A 20,964-nucleotide genomic window follows, 5' to 3' on the forward strand; every position below is an offset into this window, starting at 1 on the left:
CTTCTGCATTTATTGTGTTATAAACTTTCCAATCCACGGAATCCGTTTTAGCTCATCCTTTTTGATTAGACCAAAAATGAGAAGCAGGATTGAATAGGAAAGGGTCATGGCAAAGGCTGCGTTAGCGACACGTATCACCAAATGTGTCTCTACTAGGATATTTTCGAAGAGCCAGTAGCCGCACCAAGCAGCTACTCCCATTGCTATGAACCCCTTCACATAGTCGCGGATATAAAAGGAAAATGAAACCTTCTTTAGAACTGTCGCGAAATGTAGACCCGTAACAAGGACAAAGCCAACGATAATTCCTAGTGCTGCCCCGGTAATGCCAAAGGCAGGCTGGGAAGCGAGTAGAAAAATGACTACTGTTTTAACCACCGCTCCAATTAAACTATTAATCATTGCTGCTCTTGCAAGGTTTAGTGCTTGGAGTACGGCTTGTAGCGGGCCTTGATAGTAATAAAAAAGGAAAAATGGTGCCATAATCTGAATGAAGTAAGATCCCTTGGCAGAACCGTACATAAGCTGCATGAGCGGGTCAGCGAGTACGTAAAGTACAATCACTGCAAGTCCTCCTGTTAAAAAGACAAACCTTAATGCTTGCTGGAGGCGATACTCAATTAATTTATGGTTATTCTTCGAATTTGCCTCACTGATTGCCGGAACAAGGGAAGTAGCTAATGAAAAGGTAACAAAAGAAGGAAGCATTAATAACGGCATGGCATAGCCGGTTAAGGCACCGTATTGTTTTGTTGCATTCACGGCAACTACCCCTGCAAGAGCTAAACTATGTGCTACTACAATCGGTTCAAAGAACCAGGCAATCGAACCAATCATTCGGCTTCCCATAGTTGGAATGGCAATCTCCATTAAATCCTTAAAGGTTCGTTTTCCCTTATGGATAAATTGAAAGAAATTCTTTCTGAGCTTGAATCGCTTTTTTAATTTAAACATAGTTAAAAGATAAATGAGTGATAGTAATTCCCCTAAAACCGAAGCTACCATTGCTGCCGCTGCAGCGTATTCAACTCCATAAGGCAGGAATGTTTTTGTTGCTGTTGCGATGATGGATATTCTAACAAATTGTTCTAATACTTGAGAGATGGCTGACGGGCGCATATTTTGGCGACCCTGAAAGTATCCTCGTAAAACAGAAGAGACCGCAATAATAGGTAGTGCTGGCGCAATCGCCATTAGTGGATAATACGTTCTTGGGTCGGTAAAAAGCGTAGTGGATAAAAATGGCGCCAGTAAAATCAAAGCAGGCGTGATAATAATTGATAATCCAATGGTTATGGCAAGGGAGACTACAAGTATTTTTTTTATTTCCGCATAATCCCGTCTTGCCTCAGCCTCTGCAATATTTTTAGAGATAGCGACTGGAAGCCCGAGTTGTGTAATCGTGACCACAAGAATAAACGTGGGATATGCCATCATATATAAACCAACGCCTTCTTCACCAATACTGCGCGCTAGAACGATTCGATAAATAAAACCAAGTACCCTTGTAATAAATCCTGCAATTAATAGGATAAACGTCCCTTTTAAAAACTTCGACATGCTGATTCCCACCTTCTCAAAAAAGAAGAATTCATATACAATTAACTATATGCCTAAGGGTGGACAAAGCATGACAAGTAGTAAGAGCTTTTTGCAAGGTTCAATTAATCAGGGGGTTTCCCCAAGGGGGCAGTTTGAATGGATAATAGCCACATATACGATCATTTTCGTATCCAAGTACAACCCGCATTAGTAAGTAAACTTTCTGAATTTCACTTGCTTGGATATGATTCTGTATCGGAGAATGAGCTTTGGAATTTCTTAATAAAGAAAAAGTGGAGAAAAATAAAGGATGAAATGAGACTATATGAGATTATCCAAGAAATTCTTTCTGTAAGAGTAAGTGATTATATGAGCTATGCAACCATTGAGGCATATAAAACCGTTGAATTTTCTTTAGATGATGAAAATGAATTGAAAGAGTTGTTGAAATAATCCCACGTTTTTCAAATTGACAGCTTTTCTTAGTTATTCCATAATGGTAGCAGTGACTTTATTGTTATTATTATATAAGGCTTGAAAGAGTTTTTACGTAACAGTGCAAATGCACATGCACTAAGGAGGAACAATACATAATGGTAAAACGTAGTAGAATTATTGCTTTCTTTCTTGTGGTCCTGATTATTGGAAGCACAATGGGAGCAACAGCAAAGAACATTTTAAACAATATTAAGCTTGGACTGGACCTTCAAGGTGGATTTGAGGTTTTGTACGAGGTTAAGCCAGCGAAGAAAGGTCAAAAAATCGACAAGGAAGTATTGGCCAGTACCGCTGAAGCGCTGGACAAGCGTATTAATGTTCTCGGTGTAAGTGAACCAAGTATTCAAATTGAAGGAAATAACCGGATTCGTGTGCAGCTTGCAGGTGTTAAGGATCAAAACAAAGCACGTGAAATCCTGTCAACACAAGCGAATCTAACCTTCCGTGATGCCAATGATCGTCTAATGATGGACGGATCAGATTTAAAGCAAGGTGGAGCTAAGCAGACATTTGACGAGAACGGAGCACCAAGTGTTTCTCTATCATTAAAGAGCGCAGACAAGTTCCGAAAAGTATCAGAAGAAATTATGAATATGGCTCCAAATAACGTCCTAGTTATTTGGCTTGATTTTCAAGAAGGAAAAGATTCCTTCAAAAACGAAGTATCCAAACCGGATCCAAAATACCTTTCTGCACCAACAGTAAAGCAAATATTTAACCAAGATTCAGTTTCTATTGTTGGTAGCTTCACAGCTGAAGAAGCTAAAACATTGGCTTCGCTATTAAATGCAGGTTCATTACCAGTCAAGCTTAATGAAGTGTATTCCACTTCTGTAGGGGCAAAATTTGGTGAGCAGGCATTAAATGATACGATTTTAGCAGGTATTATTGGTATTGCTATCATTTACCTGTTTATGATTTTCTATTATCGTTTCCCAGGGTTCATCGCTACTGTTACATTATCCATTTATATTTATTTAGTCTTATTAATTTTTGATTGGATGAATGGAGTGCTAACCCTGCCGGGAATTGCCGCGATTATTCTCGGAGTGGGTATGGCTGTTGATGCCAATATCATTACCTATGAACGAATCAAGGAAGAGATTAAGGTTGGTAAGTCCATTAAATCTGCTTTCCAAGCTGGTGAAAAAAATGCATTTACATCCATTCTTGACTCAAACCTGACTACCATCCTTACAGCCGGAGTGCTTTTCTTCTATGGGACAAGCTCAGTAAAAGGCTTTGCAACGATGTTAATTGTCAGTATCCTAATGAGTTTCTTAACTGCCGTTTACGGTTCACGATTATTACTTGGCCTATGGGTTCACAGTGGAATCTTTAAAAAGAAACCAAGTTGGTTCGGTGTTAAACAGGCTGATATTAAAAATATTGCTGAAAATTATGATACGTTAGATCTTCCAACTCGATTTGACAAAATCGACTTTGTTAAGAATCGTAAGAAGTTTTTCATTTTATCAGGTGTTCTTCTTACTGCAGGTGTTATTATTCTTTTAGTTTTCCGTTTGAATCTTTCAATCGACTTTTCAAGCGGTACGCGTGTAGAAGTACTATCTAATAAACCTCTTACTGTTGAAAAAGTAGAAAGTGCTTTTGAAAAACTTGATCTGAAAACAGATGATATCGTTATTTCTGGCGACAAAAAACAAATAGGTGCAGCTAGAATGATTGGTGTTCTTTCAAAGGATAAAATTGCAAAATTAAAGTCCGAGTTCAGCAAAGAATTTGGTGCCGAGCCCAATGTTAGCACTGTCTCTCCTACAGTAGGTAAGGAACTAGCGAAAAATGCACTTATCGCACTTCTTATTGCTTCTATTGGTATTATTATTTATGTAAGCATTCGCTTTGAATGGGGAATGGCGATTGCTGCGATTGCTTCGTTACTGCATGATGCATTCTTTATGGTTACCTTCTTTAGTATCACGAGACTAGAAGTGGATTTAACATTCATCGCAGCTGTTCTAACGATTGTTGGTTATTCAATCAACGATACAATTGTTACCTTTGACCGTATGCGTGAAAACATGTATAAGAAAAAACGCTTAAAAACATTCCAAGACATTGCTGATGTTGTGAATGTAAGTATTCGCCAAACATTAACACGCTCCTTTAACACAGTATTAACTGTTTTAATTACAGTTGTAGCAATGATGATATTTGGTGGAGAATCCATTCGTAACTTCAATATTGCTTTGTTTGTAGGACTAATTGTAGGTGTTTACTCTTCTGTATTTATTGCAGCTTCTTTATGGGTTGTGTTTAAATCTAGAGAATTGAATAAAAAAGGCGTTATTAAAACGGTGAAAGAAAAGAAAAAATACTCTGATCAACCACAGGTTTAAACATTTAAAAACCGCAGGCCATCTGCGGTTTTTTCTTTTGATTGAAACAGAGTTGTTCCTCCTGTATAATAGTAAAGTCTGAGGGGTGAACACACGTATGTTAAAGTCGAAAACAAGATGGATTGTTCGCAAATCTGATAACAATCTAGTTAAACAACTGGAAAAAGAATTGAAGATAACACCTCTAGTTGCGTCACTACTTGTCAATCGTGGTTTAGATACCGTAGATTCTGCACGGTATTTTTTATTTGGTAAGGAAGAATTTCATGATCCCTTTCTCTTAAAAGGAATGGATATCGCGGTTAATAGAATTCGTGATGCGATTGAAAAACAAGAGCCTATTCTTATTTTCGGCGACTATGATGCGGATGGTGTAAGCAGCACCTCGGTGTTAATGATGACACTGCGTGACCTTGGTGCAAATGTACAATTTTATATCCCGAATCGTTTTACAGAGGGATATGGACCGAATGAACGTGCATTCCGTCATGCTGCGGAATCTGGAATAAACTTAATTATAACTGTAGATACAGGAATATCAGCTGTGCATGAAGCGTCGATAGCAAAAGAGCTTGGTATGGACCTTATTATTACGGATCACCATGAGCCGGGCCCTGTTCTACCAGAAGCCCTCGCAATCATTCATCCGAAGTTGCCTGATAGCATTTATCCTTTCCGGGAATTGGCCGGTGTAGGGGTTGCATTTAAACTTGCCCATGCATTGTATGGTGAAGTGCCGGAGCATTTATTTGAAATTGCCGTCATCGGTACGATTGCCGACTTAGTATCCTTAACGGATGAAAACCGCCTCATTGCAAAAAAGGGCTTAGAAAAGCTGAAAGTAACGCAAAATGTTGGACTAAAAGCTATTTTTAAATTAGCTGGAGTAGACCCTACAGCTATTAATGAGGAAACGATAGGTTTTACACTCGCCCCAAGGATTAATGCAGTTGGGAGATTAGAAGATGCCGATATGGCAGTTCAACTGATTCTGACAGATGATCCTGAAGAAGCGCACCAGCTAGCGGTAGAAATGGATGCGTTGAACAAGACAAGGCAATCCATCGTAAATGAAATTACTGCTGAAGCGATTGAAATCGTTGAAAAAAATTACCCGGTTGACACCAATAAAGTCCTTGTCATTGGAAAGGAAGGCTGGAATGCAGGCGTAGTAGGAATTGTTGCATCCAGACTGGTTGATAAGTATTATCGTCCAACCATTATTTTATGCTTTGACTCAGAAAAGGGTATTGCAAAAGGTTCAGCCCGGAGTATAGAGGGCTTTGATCTTTTTAAAAATTTATCGACATGTAGAGATATTCTGCCTCATTTTGGGGGACATCCAATGGCTGCTGGAATGACTTTAAATCTCGATAATGTAGATGACCTTCGAGAGCGGCTTAATAGCCTTGCAGAAGACCAGCTAACGGATGAGCACCTAATCCCGGTCACCTATCTAGACGAAGAAGTTCGTCTTGAAGATGTTCATCTATCTTCATTAGATGAAATGAACTTACTTTCTCCTTTTGGTATGGACAACCCCAAACCAAAAGTCTTAATAAATAAAGTTGATATTGCCAGTATGAGAAAAATTGGCAGTGAACAAAATCATCTTAAGGTTTTGGTAAATGAGGATGGTTCCAATCTAGATGGGATTGGCTTTGGTTTAGGAGCTTTAGTAGATCAAATCTCTCCTGCCTCGAAAATTTCATTAATTGGAGAATTATCTATTAATGAATGGAACAATATACGTAAACCACAAATCTTTATCCACGATCTCGCAGTTGAATCGTGGCAGTTATTTGACTATCGCGGGCAAAAGCGAATCAACCATATCGCCCAAACGGTACCTTCTGAAAACAGAAAGCTTATTGTGTTCAATAAGGAGCATCTTGATAAAATAAACGAAAGCTTCCTGCCGGACACCACCTTTATTCAAACACAAGAAGAAGCAGAGGCCTTTGACGGACATCATGCAAATATCGTCCTGGTGGATTTCCCACCATCAATGGAAATTCTATCTGATTTGTTTAAAGGGAAACAACCGGCAAGGATTTATGCCTATTTTTATAAAGAATCCAGTGATTTTTTCAGTACTGTACCGACTCGTGAGCATTTTAAATGGTTCTATGCATACTTGTTAAAAAAGGGACCATTAGACCTTAATCGTCACGGAGATGTCATTGCCAAGCACCGCGGCTGGTCGCAGGAAACAATTATCTTTATGTCAAAGGTGTTTTCTGAACTGGATTTTGTTACAATAAACAATGGATTTATTACTTTGAATAATCAAACGCAGAAGCGTGAATTAACTGACTCAAGAACTTATCAAATCAAACAGAAACAGTACGCTCTTGAAAAAGATTTACTGTTTTCATCCTTCCAGGAATTAAAAAACTGGTTCGATCAAATGATTCATGAGTCAGTTGAGACTGAGGAGGCAATTAAAGAATGGATTTAAAGGAATTTATTACAATTGTGCCTGATTGGCCTAAGCCAGGAATTAAATTTAAAGACATTACCCCATTAATGAACAATGGTGATGCATATAAATATGCAACAGACCAAATCGTTGAATATGCAAAAGAAAGGCAAATCGACCTGATTGTAGGACCTGAAGCTCGTGGATTCATTATCGGTTGTCCGGTGGCTTATTCACTTGGTTTGGGGTTTGCCCCTGTTCGTAAAGAAGGTAAATTACCTAGGGAAACAATAAAAGTAAGCTATGGCCTTGAATATGGTAAAGATGTTCTAACGATCCACCAAGACGCTATTAAACCTGGTCAGCGTGTATTAATCACAGATGATTTGTTAGCGACAGGTGGTACGATTGAAGCAACGATCCAATTAGTGGAACAGCTTGGTGGAGTTGTTGCTGGTATCGCTTTCTTAGTTGAGTTAAGTTATTTAGATGGACGTAAAAAACTCGACGGTTATGATATTTTAACACTAATGCACTATTAAAACTGCTAGAGGGCACTCCGAAAACGAGTGCTCTCTTTATATAATTTCGGGGCTTTCGCTTCATTTTTTTCGACATATTTCTTTAAATTTTGGAAAAAAGCTTTCAATCTCTTTACATCTTCGTGTTTTTTTCTGATAATAGAAACAATCATTCTAATTTAGTAACTATTTTATACGAAGAACATTGAATAAATAAAATGAGATGAAAATAAAGGTGATTTCATGGCGAATGATCAAGTGTTAACAGCCGACCAAGTCATCGACAAGACCCGCAACTATTTAAATGAGGAGCATGTTGCGTTAGTTAGGAAGGCGTATGAATTCGCCAAACATGCTCACCGTGAACAATATAGAAAATCAGGGGAACCGTACATTATTCATCCCATACAGGTAGCCGGAATATTAGCTGACCTGGAGATGGATCCTGCTACGGTAGCAGCGGGTTTTCTTCATGACGTTGTTGAAGATACAACTGTTTCTTTAAAGGACATAGAAGTAGCTTTCAACGGCGAAGTGGCGATGCTTGTCGACGGTGTAACAAAATTAGGGAAAATTAAATATAAATCGCACGAGGAACAGCAGGCGGAAAACCATCGGAAAATGTTTGTAGCAATGGCTCAGGACATCCGTGTCATTCTGATTAAGCTGGCTGACCGTTTGCATAATATGCGGACTCTAAAGCATCTTCCGCTGGAAAAACAACGTCGGATTTCAAATGAAACACTTGAAATTTTTGCACCTTTAGCACATCGTCTTGGTATTTCTAAGATTAAGTGGGAGTTGGAGGATACCGCATTAAGATATTTAAATCCGCAGCAATATTATCGGATTGTTAACTTAATGAAAAAGAAACGTGCGGAACGGGAGCAATATTTAGAGGATGTTATCGAAGAAGTAAAAAACCGTATGGGTGAAGTCTCCATTAAAGCAGAGTTATCAGGCCGGCCAAAGCATATTTACAGCATTTATCGTAAAATGGCTTTGCAAAATAAGCAATTCAGCGAAATTTATGATTTACTTGCTGTTCGAATTGTAGTCAATAGCATTAAGGATTGTTATGCGGTCCTAGGAATCATTCACACGTGCTGGAAGCCTATGCCAGGTCGCTTTAAAGATTATATTGCGATGCCAAAGCCAAATATGTATCAATCCTTGCATACAACAGTAATCGGGCCAAAAGGTGATCCGCTTGAAGTCCAAATTAGAACGTATGAGATGCACCGTATTGCTGAGTTCGGGGTTGCGGCCCACTGGGCTTACAAAGAAGGCAAAGCGATTAGTGATAGCTCCACTTTTGAGCAAAAGTTAACATGGTTCAGGGAAATTCTTGAATTCCAGAACGATACGGCAAATGCTGAAGAGTTTATGGAATCGTTAAAGATTGACTTGTTCTCAGATATGGTTTTCGTGTTTACGCCAAAAGGTGATGTCATTGAATTGCCTTCAGGCTCTGTTCCTATTGATTTTGCCTATCGGATACACTCTGAAATTGGGAATAAAACGATTGGGGCAAAAGTAAACGGCAAGATGGTCACTTTAGATTACCGTCTAAAAACAGGTGATATCATTGAAATTCTTACCTCCAAACATTCCTATGGACCAAGTCAGGATTGGTTGAAGCTTGCGCAAACCTCTCAAGCGAAAAATAAGATTCGCGCTTTTTTTAAGAAACAGCGCCGCGATGAAAATGTCGACAAAGGTAAAGAGCTTGTCGAAAAGGAAATCCGTAACATGGAGTTTGATATTAAGGAAATTTTAACTCCTGATAACCTGAAAAAAGTCGTAGAGAAGTTTAATTTTTCAAATGAAGAGGATATGTATGCAGCAGTGGGTTATAACGGTGTCACTGCTTTACAAGTGGCAAACCGTTTAACAGAGAAATGGCGTAAAAAGCGTGACAAGGAACAATCGGCGAACATTGCCAACGCGATTACGGATTTAAAAGCTTTTCCTTCAACAAAAAAACGCGAATCAGGCGTTCGAGTACAAGGAATTGATAATTTATTAATCCGTTTGTCCAGATGCTGTAATCCAGTACCTGGCGATGAAATTGTTGGCTTTATTACAAAAGGGCGTGGTGTTTCTGTACACCGCTCTGATTGTACGAATATAGATTCCAATGATGCCCAGTCTAGATTAATTCCGGTAGAGTGGGAATCATCCTTGAATGACCGGAAGGAATATAATGTAGACATTGAAATTAGCGGGTATGATCGTAGAGGTCTACTGAACGAAGTCCTACAAGCTGTTAATGAGACCAAAACAAATATCTCAGCAGTAACAGGGAAATCTGACCGCAATAAAATGGCTACCATTAGTATGTCTATTGCGATTCACAATGTCAGCCACCTGCAAAAGGTAGTCGACCGAATTAAGCAAATCCCAGATATTTATTCGGTTCGCCGAATTATGAATTAAGGAGTTTATCATGAGAGTAGTTGTTCAACGGAGCAAAGCGGCCAAGGTCACCGTTGAAGGAAAAGTGACGGGGCAAATCACCAAAGGGCTGGTTCTGCTAGTAGGTGTCACACACGACGACAAGCCAGAGGATGCTGCCTACTTAGCTGACAAAATTGCAAACCTTAGAATTTTTGAAGATGCAGATGAAAAGATGAATTATTCTTTATTAGATGTTGGGGGAGAGATTCTTTCTGTTTCGCAATTTACCTTATATGGAGATTGCCGAAAGGGTAGAAGACCTAACTTTATGGATGCTGCAAAACCAGAGCAGGCAGTGGAGCTTTACCAAGCGTTTAACAACCTGCTCCGTGAAAAAGGCATCCATGTGGAGACGGGTGTTTTTGGTGCCATGATGGATGTAGAGTTAGTCAATGATGGTCCCGTAACATTGATTGTTGAAAGTAAAGTATAAAAGAAGCTTGGCACAACAAAGTGCCAAGCTTCTTTTAATTCTCTTTGAAAAATCTGGCTAGACCGTTAAATAAACCTGATGCAGCGTTTTCTTGGAATACACCTGATTTCACTGTCATTTCTTCCTCAGGATTACTTAAATATCCAAGCTCCATTAACACAGCTTTTTGATTATTCTCTCGAATAACATGGAAATCACCAAATCGTGCTCCACGATCCTTTAGTTTTGTTTGTGCTACAGTGGACGCATAAAGTGTATCAGCAAGTGATTTTTGATAGTTATGATAATAATAGCCAGTCATTCCACGAACACTTCGATCTAAATTACTGTCGTAATGCAGGCTGATAAATGCATCGGCATTGTAGGATTGGGCCGTACTTACACGCGAGGGAAGAGGGATAAAGGAATCACTATTCCTGGTTAAGTAGACATTTGCACCTGCAGCTCTTAATTTATCATACAACAATCGAGCCGTCCGAAGTGTCAGTTCCTTCTCAAGAGTGCCGCTTGCTCCTGTAGTGCCGTTATCACCGCCGCCGTGCCCAGGGTCTAAAACGATGGTTTTATTTTTAAGGTAACCTTCTCCACCCGATTTCTCAATCTGTGTTTTGGAATTGTTGATAGAAACAATCCAACCTGCTACAAATCCCGTTTTTCCATTCTTCAATTTAATTTCATACCAATTATTCACAACGTTTTGAACAGGATAGAAAGTACCTTCATTTGCCCGTTCGATTACATCGGCTTGTACATTGGCTGATGCTCGGATATTTGTTCCATTATGTAAGATGGTAACGTTACGATCCTTGACAGCTTGTCCAGACTTGGTGGCTGCTTTAGATTTTTCAAGGTACCACCCGGCAACCCATCCGAATTTGCCAGATTTATATTCTATTTTTGCCCAATTGTTATTCTCTTCTAAGATCGGAAAGCTTTGTCCCCCCGTTACAGTTCCAATAATGACTGCATTTAAGGATGATCCTGAGCGGACACTTAAACTGTTGGCAGTGACTGTACCATTCATGCCGATTGGTTCTTTCTTAGATGTATCCTTCCCTGCTTTTGCATCATTATCAACAAATTCTGCACTTACCCAACCTTTTAAATTGGCGAATCCAATTTCAAGCCAATTCTTTTCTTTAGCATAAATGGATACAATCGTTCCTTTCGTTAGCTTTCCAATAACAGTTCCAGTTGCAGACGGTTCTTTTCGAATGTTCAGAGTGTCTGCATTTACTATTCCAGAACTTGTTTGTTTACTAGTAGTTTTAGGTTGATCTGCTGGTTCGTTTTTTAAGGTTAAAAAATCCCTCGTAACCCAACCTTCACCAAATGAGGAGGAAATTTTGTACCAGTTTTCATTTTGGTCCAGTATACTCGCTTCTTGCCCTCTATTTAAGAAACCGACAATACGGAAGCTTGTCCCAGGACCTGAGCGAATTCTTAATTGATCGGTGTTAGCCTTTGCAATCGTTTCTTTTGAACCACTGGATGTAGTAGTACTAGATGTTTTTGGAATGTTTTCCTTTGTAACCAGCCAATTAACGACCCAGCCTGTCTTACCAAAAGACAACTCAATTTCAATCCAATCGCCTTTTTCTTTTACAATTGAATATTTCTCGCCTCGCTTGGCAACTTTTACAAGAGGATAACTTAATCCAGGGCCGCCTCGTACATTCACCGAATCAGAAGAAACGGTTACCGTCCCGGTTGCAGCACTACTTTTTCCTTGTGGCAGGAAGGCTCCGAAAATAAGAATGATAGATAATAACAGGAAACTAAACTTCTTAACCATCCACACCCTCCTTTTCTAGTGTTAAATTATATTTTATCGTAATTAGAACTGAAAATCATTCCTTATTTACTAAAATTGACCAGTATATGTGTGAATTTCCTTTCATCGATGCAAGTTTTTCATCAATAGTGGAGATAATAGGATTATTGAAGAATAGGCAGGGGTGATTGATTATGAGGTCAAGTGAAAAAGGAATGAACATCCAATCCATGGAGGGCAGGATTTTCGGCGTTGATTTCCACGATTTTATCCAAAAAGAACAGCATGCCACTTCGTTTGAGCTTGCATCAGAATTTGGATTAACGATTGGAGATGTCAGAAAGTTAAAGAAACATTTAGAGAGATCCTAAAACTCTCTTGACATTACTATCAATGCTCCGTATTATTATATAAATATAAAACACATACATGGTATAACCAATGATGGAGCACAGTAATTAAGCAAACCCATGAAAAGAGAGGAAATGCCTTAGGCTGAAAGCATTTCTACATGAGCCTTAATGAATGAACACTCCGTAGGCTTCTCTCTGAAAAAAGTACTTCAAGTAGGAGATGAACGTTACAGGCGTTAACTGTAAAAGAGGAAGGGCATGGAATACATTCATGTGCACTTCAACTAGGGTGGCACCGCGGGATACAAACTCTCGTCCCTTGTATATTTTGTATACAAGGGACGAGAGTTTTTTTGTTTTGTTAAAAGGAAAAAAATTACATACATGTGAATGTGAAGAGGAGGTAATCCACTATGTCTATAAGCATCCCTAGAGGAACACAGGATATTTTGCCTGGTGAAATAGAGAAGTGGCAGCTAATTGAAGCAAAGGCGAGAGAACTTTGTGAAAAATATCAATATCAAGAGATTCGTACTCCGATCTTTGAACATACTGATCTTTTTTCAAGAGGTGTGGGAGATAGTACGGATATCGTTCAGAAAGAAATGTACACATTTGAAGATCGTGGAAAACGCAGCCTCACACTAAGACCAGAAGGAACTGCAGCAGTCGTTCGTTCCTTTGTTGAAAAAAAGATGTTTGGCTATGCCAACCAGCCAGTCAAACTCTACTATATGGGACCGATGTTCCGATATGAACGTCCACAGGCCGGTCGATTCCGTCAATTTGTTCAATTTGGCGTAGAAGCATTAGGCAGTAACGATCCAGCGATTGATGCAGAAGTCATCTCCTTAGCGATGAACTTGTATAAAGAAATGGGTTTAAAACAGCTGAAATTGATTATTAACAGCCTTGGTGACAAGGAGAGCCGAACTGCCCATCGTGAAGCGTTAGTAAACCACTTTAAACCAAGAATCGGTGAGTTTTGCCATGACTGTCAAAACCGTCTTGAGAAGAATCCATTAAGAATCCTGGATTGTAAACAGGACCGTGACCACGAACTAATGAAAACGGCGCCTTCCATCTTGGAATATCTCAATGATTATTCAAAGTCATATTTTGAAAAATTACAGCAGTATTTAACACAGCTTGATATTCCATTTGAAGTCGATGCCAATCTAGTTAGAGGTCTTGATTATTATAATCACACGGCGTTTGAAATTATGAGCAATGCCGAGGGATTTGGAGCTATTACTACCTTATGTGGGGGCGGCCGCTACAATGGACTTGCTGAAGAAATTGGTGGACCTGAAACGCCAGGAATTGGATTTGCCTTAAGTATTGAACGGTTTATCGCTGCACTTCAGGCTGAAGGAATTGAACTAGAAGTGAATCAGGGAATCGATTGTTTCCTAGCTGCACTAGGTGATGAAGCAAAAGATTATACAGTAGGACTTCTACAGCAGCTTCGAATGGCTGGTTTTTCTGCAGAGAGAGATTATCTAAACCGTAAAATCAAAGCGCAATTTAAGGCGGCTGACCGGCTCCAAGCAAAGTTTGTTGCTATTCTCGGGGATGAGGAACTAAAAAACAATAAAATCAATGTGAAAAACATGGCGACAGGTGAACAGGTTGAACTAGACTTACATTCTTTCGTTGCACAATTTAAGGAATTGCAAGCTTAAAGGGGGATATATTCAATGTATGGCAGATCGTATTTTTGTGGTGAAGTTCCAGAAACAGCCGTTGGCGAAAAGGTAACATTAAAAGGATGGGTTCAAAAAAGACGTGATCTAGGTGGCTTAATCTTTATTGATCTTCGCGACCGCTCTGGAATTGTTCAGGTAGTGTTTAACCCAGATTTATCTACGGAAGCACTACAAACAGCTGAAAAGATTCGTAATGAATATGTTCTCGATATTGTTGGAACAGTTGTCAGCCGTGAAGCAGGAACAATTAATGAAAACTTAAAAACAGGAAAGATTGAAGTACAGGCAGAAAAAGTAACGATTATCAATGAGGCAAAGACACCTCCCTTTATGATTTCTGATAAAACAGATGCATCTGAGGATGTTCGTTTAAAATACCGTTACCTAGATTTCCGTAGACCCGTTATTTTTGAAACCTTAAAAATGCGTCATCAGGTAACAAAACAAATTAGAGATTTCTTAGACTCTGAAGGATTCTTAGATATTGAAACACCAATCTTAACCAAAAGTACTCCAGAAGGAGCACGTGACTATTTAGTACCAAGCCGTGTTCACCCTGGTGAATTCTATGCACTGCCACAATCACCACAGCTGTTTAAACAATTGCTCATGGTTGGTGGAGTGGAGCGTTACTATCAAATTGCCCGTTGTTTCCGTGACGAAGATTTACGTGCAGACCGTCAACCTGAATTTACCCAAATTGATATTGAAACAAGCTTCCTAAGCCAAGAGGATATCATGGGAATGATGGAAACAATGATGTCAAAGCTTATGAAAGAGGTAAAAGGAATAGACATTCCAGCAACCTTTCCACGTATGACTTATGATGAAGCGATGAGCCGATACGGTTCCGATAAGCCAGACACACGCTTTGGACTAGAACTTGTTGACCTTTCTGAGATTGTGAAGGATTCTGGCTTTAAAGTATTTGCTGCAGCTGTTGCCAATGGCGGACAAGTAAAAGCAATTAATGTTAAAGGTGCGGCAGAAAAATATTCACGTAAAGACATTGATGCCTTAACTGAGTTCGTAGCTGTATATGGTGCGAAAGGGCTGGCTTGGCTTAAAGTAGATGCGGAAGGACTAAAAGGACCCATTGCGAAATTCTTCTCTGTGGAAGATGTGCAAGCACTGACAGCAAGTCTTGAAGCCTCTGAAGGTGATTTACTCTTGTTTGTTGCTGATAAAAAGAGTGTAGTTGTTGATTCCCTAGGGGCGCTTCGCTCGAAGCTTGGAAAAGAGTTAAATTTAATTGATCAAAGTGTATTCAATTTCTTATGGGTCACAGACTGGCCATTGTTAGAGTACGATGAAGAAGATGGCCGTTATTATGCTGCCCATCATCCATTTACAATGCCATTTAGGGAAGACCTTGAATTGTTAGACTCTGATCCTGGAAAAGTACGTGCTCAAGCATATGACCTTGTATTGAATGGATATGAGCTTGGCGGAGGTTCACTGAGAATTTTTGAGCGTGATATTCAGGAGAAGATGTTCAGTATTCTTGGATTTACTCCTGAAGAAGCAAAGGAACAATTCGGTTTCCTATTGAATGCATTTGAATACGGAACACCTCCACATGGTGGTATTGCATTAGGTCTTGACCGTTTAGTTATGCTTCTTGCTGGAAGCTCGAACTTACGGGATACGATTGCATTTCCAAAGACTGCGAGTGCAAGCTGCTTGTTAACAAATGCACCGGGTGAGGTTTCAGACGCACAATTAAAGGAACTGAATTTGTCATTAAATGTTAATAAATAGCAGGAATTCGCTTTCATGAATCCTTGAAGCAGACTTATAAATATGCTATGATTAAGTCAATCAAGAAGAGTCCTGAAATGTACGTTGTGTTACCTGAAGTTTTGACCGAACATTATTTATTCGGGAATCCGGAGTTTTTCTGATTGCGTAAATGCCTCACCCTTTGACGGGTTAGGGGACTTACAATACCGGGAACAGGAAACCCACCTGCTGAGTGCGGGTTTCAAAACGAAGGACATAAGCGACGGCATCATTGGGACTCTTCTATTTATTTGTTTAACAACAACCTCCAGCAAAAATGCTATGGAGGTTTTCTTTTGCTCTTTATCTTCATAATTCCTATCTAAATACTTGTTTTTATAGGATTGTATGTTATATTTTTTAGGGTAAAAGATAATAAAAGATAAAAATGAAATTTATTTTTGGAGGAACATCATGCTGCATCAATTTTCCCGTAATGAGCTTGCCATTGGTAAAGAAGGCCTCGATATCATGAAAAATAGTACGGTTGCTGTTTTGGGAATCGGGGGTGTCGGTTCGTTTGCTGCTGAAGCTCTTGCCCGTTCTGGCGTTGGCCGTTTAGTCTTAATTGATAAGGACGATGTGGATATTACAAACGTCAACCGCCAGCTAATTGCCTTGCTTTCAACGGTAGGTAGACCAAAAGTAGAGATTATGCAGGAACGGATTAAAGATATAAATCCTGACTGTGAGGTGATTGCCCTTAAGATGTTCTATACAGAAGAAACGTATGAAGAGATTTTTGGCCATAAGTTAGATTTTGTTGTGGATGCTTCTGATACCATTATGTATAAGATTCATTTAATGAAGGAATGTTTAAAGCGGAATATCCCTATTATTTCGAGTATGGGGGCTGCCAATAAGATGGATCCAACTCGTTTCAAAATTGCGGATATTTCTAAAACCCATACGGATCCCATTGCAAAAGTAATTCGGACTAAACTACGTAAGGAACGAATTCATAAAGGAATCCCGGTTGTTTTTTCTGATGAAAGTCCAATTGTGGTTCGTGAAGAAGTTGTAAAAGTAGTTGGGAAAGAAAACGCGCCAATTCGTAAGGCGAAAATGCCGCCTGCATCGAATGCATTCGTCCCATCAGCAGCCGGTCTGATCATGGCCAGCTACGTTGTTCGTGAGTTATTAAAGGATATTAAAATCACACGTGTATCTGATGAAAAATAATCCTTAGACCCTAGGCTTATCAGAAGTTTAGGGTTTTTTTATGCTTTGTTCAGGAAAATTTTTCTAAAATAATGTACACTAAATTGGACGGCTTATGAGAGGAGAGGGAAATTGGAAACAATCGTAGAGTTAAAAGACGTAACTAAAGTGATTAAAGGAAGAACTATCATTGATAATATTAGTTTTAAAGTAAATAAAGGCGAAGTTTTCGGCTTCCTTGGCCCAAATGGTGCTGGGAAAACAACGACCATTCGAATGATTGTCGGTTTAATGGGGATCACCTCAGGGGATATCATCATCGGTGGATCGAGCATTAAAACTGATTTTGAAAATGCTGTGGGTCATGTGGGTGCGATCGTCGAAAATCCGGAAATGTATAAATTTTTAACGGGTTATCAAAACCTCGTCCACTATGCGCGGATGGCAAAAGGGATAACAAAGGAAAAAATCGCTGAAACTGTGAAACTGGTGGGGTTAACAGATCGTATTAATGACAAAGTAAAAACCTATTCACTTGGAATGCGGCAAAGATTGGGGTTAGCTCAATGTCTTTTACATGATCCAGCGGTGTTAATTTTGGATGAGCCTACCAACGGTTTAGATCCTGCAGGAATACGAGAAATCCGTGACTATATTCGTCTATTGGCACGCGAAAAAAGTATGGCAGTCATTGTTTCGAGTCATTTACTTTCCGAAATGGAAATGATGTGTGACCGCATTGGGATTATTCAAAATGGTCAGCTAATCGATGTTCAACTTGTACAAGAGTTTGTCCATGGAAAAGAAACTACCTATGAGTTAGAAGTAGTTCCAAGCGATAAAGCCTTGTTAATTGTCCAAAACTACTATTCAACTATTCGAGCGAACCGCTCTAGAAATGGGATATCGGTAGAGCTTCCTAAGGAAGAAATACCTAACCTTGTAAAAGCTTTTGTTGCAGAAGACATTCAAGTTTACGGAATCAAAGAAGTAGCAAAAACACTAGAAGATCGCTTCCTAGAAGTAACGGCTGAAAAGGAGGCGGTAACGCGTGGGTAATTTAATCAAAAATGAATGGATGAAAATTTTTAGACGTCCTGGAACCTATGTGATGGTCGCCATCCTAGTCATTTCTATAGCAATAGTGGGTTTTGTAGTAAAGTATCAACAAAATGGGATGGATGTGTCCGAGAATCCCAAATGGGAACAAGTCCTACAAGAAGAAAATAATGCATTAAAGCAGCAGATGGACCAAAGCCGGACAAAACTCGAAAAGCAGTATTTTAAAAAAGAAATAGCGATTAATGATTACCGAATCAAGCATCATATTTCGCCAAGAGAAAAATATTCGGTTTGGTCATTTGTAAAAGATTCATCACAGCTCATTGTGTTAGCCGGGTTATTCATCATTATTGTGGCTGCTGGAATTGTGGCCAGTGAGTTTAACTGGGGAACAATCAAGCTGTTATTGATTAGGCCAATCAACCGAACGAGAATTTTACTATCTAAATATTTGACGGTATTGCTGTACGCTATATTCATGCTGTCCATCCTATTTGTCTTTTCAACTGTACTCGGTGCCATCCTGTTTGGCATGCCAGACGAAGCGGTCTCGTATTTAAATTATAATAATGGTCAAGTAACGGAGCAAAATATTGTTGTCCATTTATTAATCTATTATGGTTTAAGCTCAATTGATATGATAATGCTTGTTACAATGGCATTTATGATTTCTTCAGTCTTCCGTAATAGTTCTCTTGCCATTGGTTTATCCCTATTTCTATTGTTCACTGGGGGGCAGTTTACTACTCTACTGGCCATGAAATTTACCTGGGCAAAATACATCCTGTTTGCTAATACGGATTTAATGCAATATGTGGAAGGCTCACCATTGGTGGAAGGAATGACCTTGTCCTTTTCCGTGCTTATGCTGTTGGCCTACTTTGCCCTATTCCAATTTCTCGCCTTTTTTGTCTTCAAAAAACGAGACGTTGCTGCCTAAAGAAAAAGGTGTCAGGCACCGTGTATTGGTGCCTGACACCTTTTTTATCTTTTTCGTAATAATTTTTCATAGACCACCGCAAGCGCCTGCTCGAATTTCCCGGTTTTCTTTGGCTGGTAGTATTGTTTGTTTTTTATCCTGTGCGGCAAGTATTGCTGCGGAACCCAGCCATTTTCATAGTTGTGTGGATATAAATATTCGATTCCTCTGCCAAGCTCTTTTGCTCCCTTGTAGTGGGCATCCTTTAAATGATCAGGAATTTCACCTACATTCCCTTTTCGGATATCTTCAAGAGCGGTATCAATAGCCAAAATAGCAGAATTCGATTTAGGTGATAAGCATAGTTCAATTACGACATTGGCAAGCGGGATTCTTGCCTCAGGAAAGCCCAGTCGTTCTGCCGTTTCAATCGCTGCTAACGTCCGTGGTCCTGCTTGTGGATTGGCGAGACCAATATCCTCATAGGCAATGACGATTAATCTGCGACTGATACTGACAAGGTCACCTGCTTCAATTAGCCTGCCAAGATAATGCAGGGCAGCATTGGCGTCACTACCACGGATGGACTTTTGAAAGGCAGACAGGACATCATAGTGGCCGTCTCCGTCCTTATCTGAAGCTATGCTTTTCTTCTGTAGACATTCCTCGGCCGTTTCCACATCGATTGAAACCATGCCTTCTTCATCTGCGTCCGTTGAGAGCACAGCTAGTTCGAGTGCGTTTAAGGAACTTCTTACATCTCCGTTCGAGGCATTGGCGAAATGTTGTAACGCTTCGTCAGTCACATTCACCTTTAATATGCCCAGTCCACGATCTTGGTCTTCAATCGCACGGAGCAATGCCTGCTTCACTTCATCAGGTGTTAGTGGTTTAAGCTCGAAAATTTGACATCTGCTGCGAATCGCAGGATTAATCGCATGGTACGGGTTACTTGTGGTTGCGCCGATTAGCGTAATCATTCCATTTTCTAAATAGGGAAGCAAGAAATCTTGTTTTCCTTTGTCCAAACGATGGACTTCATCCAGAAGAAGAATCACTTTTCCTGACATTTTTGCCTCAGCTGCAACAATTTCCATATCTTTTTTATTATTTGTTACTGCGTTTAATGTTCGAAAGGCATATTTGGTACTTCCAGCAATGGCACTTGCAATCGATGTTTTGCCAATTCCGGGTGGTCCATATAAAATCATGGATGTAAGCTGTTTTGCTTTCACCATTCTAGCAATGATTTTTCCGTCACCAACCAAATGCTGCTGGCCTACGACTTCGTCAATCGTTCTTGGCCTCATCCGAAAGGCCAAAGGCTTTTGCTGCATAATCATCTCTCCAAAAGGGTTTCTTTTTAATCGAGCTTTTATCCTACAATACCACTTTCTTGGGAAAAAAGCATATTAAAGGAGAATGTGTTATAATTTCTAATGCCTATCAATTTACTGTGGAATTACGTATTTAATATATAGATTTCGAATAGAGGTGCGAAGTAGTGAAAATATCAACAAAGGGAAGATATGGTCTTACAATTATGATTGAGCTTGCTAAAAAATATGGTGAAGGTCCCACATCTTTAAAAGCCATTGCACAGGCAAATGATTTATCCGAACATTATTTAGAGCAATTGGTTGCTCCGTTAAGGAATGCAGGTTTAGTTAAAAGTATAAGAGGGGCGTATGGCGGTTATATTCTTACAAATGTTCCTTCTAAAATTACTGCTGGGGATGTCATTCGTGTCCTAGAGGGACCGATTACGCCAGTTGAAGGAATTGAAGATGAGGAGCCAGCAAAGCGAGAATTGTGGATTCGAATTAGGGATGCGATTAAGGGTGTTTTAGACAACACTACTTTAGAAGACCTGGCTAATCACAGTGAAGATAATGATACCGAAGGTTATATGTTTTATATTTAAAGTGAAGAGTAAACACAAGAATTATTTTGATTGAAGGTGTAAGG

16 protein-coding genes, 1 other RNA gene and 1 other annotated feature are annotated in these 20,964 nt (G+C 39.5%); of the genes, 14 read left to right on the forward strand and 3 right to left on the reverse strand.

Going from position 1 to position 20,964, the window contains the following annotated elements:
- Nucleotides 1-9: 9 nt before the first annotated feature.
- Nucleotides 10-1,560, reverse strand: a complete 1,551-nt coding sequence (spoVB, locus tag QFZ87_RS09505) for a stage V sporulation protein B (protein WP_309860401.1) — start codon at nucleotides 1,558-1,560, stop codon at nucleotides 10-12.
- Nucleotides 1,561-1,698: 138 nt separating this feature from the next.
- Between spoVB and QFZ87_RS09510 the strand changes: the two genes are divergently transcribed.
- From QFZ87_RS09510 to dtd, 6 genes are all read left to right on the forward strand, one after another.
- Nucleotides 1,699-1,995 (forward strand): post-transcriptional regulator, encoded by a 297-nt coding sequence (locus QFZ87_RS09510; protein ID WP_309860403.1) that lies wholly within the window; start codon nucleotides 1,699-1,701, stop codon nucleotides 1,993-1,995.
- Nucleotides 1,996-2,135: 140 nt separating this feature from the next.
- Nucleotides 2,136-4,400: a protein translocase subunit SecDF gene (gene secDF / locus QFZ87_RS09515; RefSeq protein WP_309860405.1), complete on the forward strand. Its 2,265-nt coding sequence runs from the start codon at nucleotides 2,136-2,138 to the stop codon at nucleotides 4,398-4,400.
- Nucleotides 4,401-4,497: 97 nt separating this feature from the next.
- A complete protein-coding gene (gene recJ, locus QFZ87_RS09520) occupies nucleotides 4,498-6,861 on the forward strand; it encodes a single-stranded-DNA-specific exonuclease RecJ (RefSeq protein WP_309860408.1) in 2,364 nt (787 codons plus the stop codon).
- Nucleotides 6,852-7,364 (forward strand): adenine phosphoribosyltransferase, encoded by a 513-nt coding sequence (locus QFZ87_RS09525; RefSeq protein ID WP_309860410.1) that lies wholly within the window; start codon nucleotides 6,852-6,854, stop codon nucleotides 7,362-7,364. Before recJ ends, QFZ87_RS09525 begins: the two co-directional genes overlap by 10 nt.
- Before the next feature lie 222 nt (nucleotides 7,365-7,586).
- Nucleotides 7,587-9,782: a RelA/SpoT family protein gene (locus tag QFZ87_RS09530; protein ID WP_309860412.1), complete on the forward strand. Its 2,196-nt coding sequence runs from the start codon at nucleotides 7,587-7,589 to the stop codon at nucleotides 9,780-9,782.
- 10 nt (nucleotides 9,783-9,792) lie between these two features.
- Entirely contained in the window at nucleotides 9,793-10,236 is a 444-nt protein-coding gene (gene dtd / locus QFZ87_RS09535) for a D-aminoacyl-tRNA deacylase (protein ID WP_309860414.1), read from the forward strand.
- A 34-nt stretch (nucleotides 10,237-10,270) separates the two neighbouring features.
- On the opposite strand, the gene QFZ87_RS09540 is transcribed toward dtd, so the two are convergent.
- Nucleotides 10,271-12,031, reverse strand: coding sequence for an N-acetylmuramoyl-L-alanine amidase family protein (locus tag QFZ87_RS09540; RefSeq protein ID WP_309860417.1), 1,761 nt, complete (start codon nucleotides 12,029-12,031; stop codon nucleotides 10,271-10,273).
- A gap of 173 nt (nucleotides 12,032-12,204) precedes the next feature.
- Between QFZ87_RS09540 and QFZ87_RS09545 the strand changes: the two genes are divergently transcribed.
- From QFZ87_RS09545 to QFZ87_RS09575, 7 genes are all read left to right on the forward strand, one after another.
- Nucleotides 12,205-12,381, forward strand: a complete 177-nt coding sequence (locus QFZ87_RS09545) for a hypothetical protein (protein ID WP_309860420.1) — start codon at nucleotides 12,205-12,207, stop codon at nucleotides 12,379-12,381.
- Nucleotides 12,382-12,442: 61 nt separating this feature from the next.
- Nucleotides 12,443-12,686, forward strand: a binding site (T-box leader).
- Nucleotides 12,687-12,776: 90 nt separating this feature from the next.
- Nucleotides 12,777-14,048 carry a histidine--tRNA ligase gene (gene hisS, locus QFZ87_RS09550; protein WP_309860422.1) on the forward strand — a complete coding sequence of 424 codons (1,272 nt, stop codon included), beginning with the start codon at nucleotides 12,777-12,779 and terminating at the stop codon, nucleotides 14,046-14,048.
- Nucleotides 14,049-14,063: 15 nt separating this feature from the next.
- The gene (gene aspS, locus QFZ87_RS09555) at nucleotides 14,064-15,833 is read left to right on the forward strand and encodes an aspartate--tRNA ligase (protein ID WP_309860424.1); all 1,770 of its coding nucleotides are present in this window, start codon (nucleotides 14,064-14,066) and stop codon (nucleotides 15,831-15,833) included.
- 66 nt (nucleotides 15,834-15,899) lie between these two features.
- Nucleotides 15,900-16,097, forward strand: a non-coding RNA gene (ssrS, locus tag QFZ87_RS09560) — 6S RNA.
- A 171-nt stretch (nucleotides 16,098-16,268) separates the two neighbouring features.
- Complete coding sequence (locus tag QFZ87_RS09565; protein ID WP_309860426.1) at nucleotides 16,269-17,036, forward strand: tRNA threonylcarbamoyladenosine dehydratase; 768 nt, start codon at nucleotides 16,269-16,271, stop codon at nucleotides 17,034-17,036.
- A 111-nt stretch (nucleotides 17,037-17,147) separates the two neighbouring features.
- Nucleotides 17,148-18,074, forward strand: a complete 927-nt coding sequence (locus QFZ87_RS09570; protein WP_309860428.1) for an ABC transporter ATP-binding protein — start codon at nucleotides 17,148-17,150, stop codon at nucleotides 18,072-18,074.
- Nucleotides 18,067-19,017 (forward strand): ABC transporter permease, encoded by a 951-nt coding sequence (locus QFZ87_RS09575; protein ID WP_309860430.1) that lies wholly within the window; start codon nucleotides 18,067-18,069, stop codon nucleotides 19,015-19,017. Before QFZ87_RS09570 ends, QFZ87_RS09575 begins: the two co-directional genes overlap by 8 nt.
- A gap of 44 nt (nucleotides 19,018-19,061) precedes the next feature.
- Here the strand turns inward: QFZ87_RS09575 and QFZ87_RS09580 are convergent, their stop codons facing one another.
- Nucleotides 19,062-20,333 (reverse strand): replication-associated recombination protein A, encoded by a 1,272-nt coding sequence (locus tag QFZ87_RS09580; RefSeq protein WP_309860431.1) that lies wholly within the window; start codon nucleotides 20,331-20,333, stop codon nucleotides 19,062-19,064.
- A 167-nt stretch (nucleotides 20,334-20,500) separates the two neighbouring features.
- Here QFZ87_RS09580 and cymR point away from each other — a divergent pair, with 167 nt between their 5' ends.
- Entirely contained in the window at nucleotides 20,501-20,920 is a 420-nt protein-coding gene (cymR, locus tag QFZ87_RS09585) for a cysteine metabolism transcriptional regulator CymR (protein ID WP_308083063.1), read from the forward strand.
- The last annotated feature ends 44 nt before the right edge of the window (nucleotides 20,921-20,964 follow it).

The organism is Bacillus sp. SLBN-46, assembly GCF_031453555.1.
Taxonomy (GTDB): domain Bacteria; phylum Bacillota; class Bacilli; order Bacillales; family Cytobacillaceae; genus Neobacillus.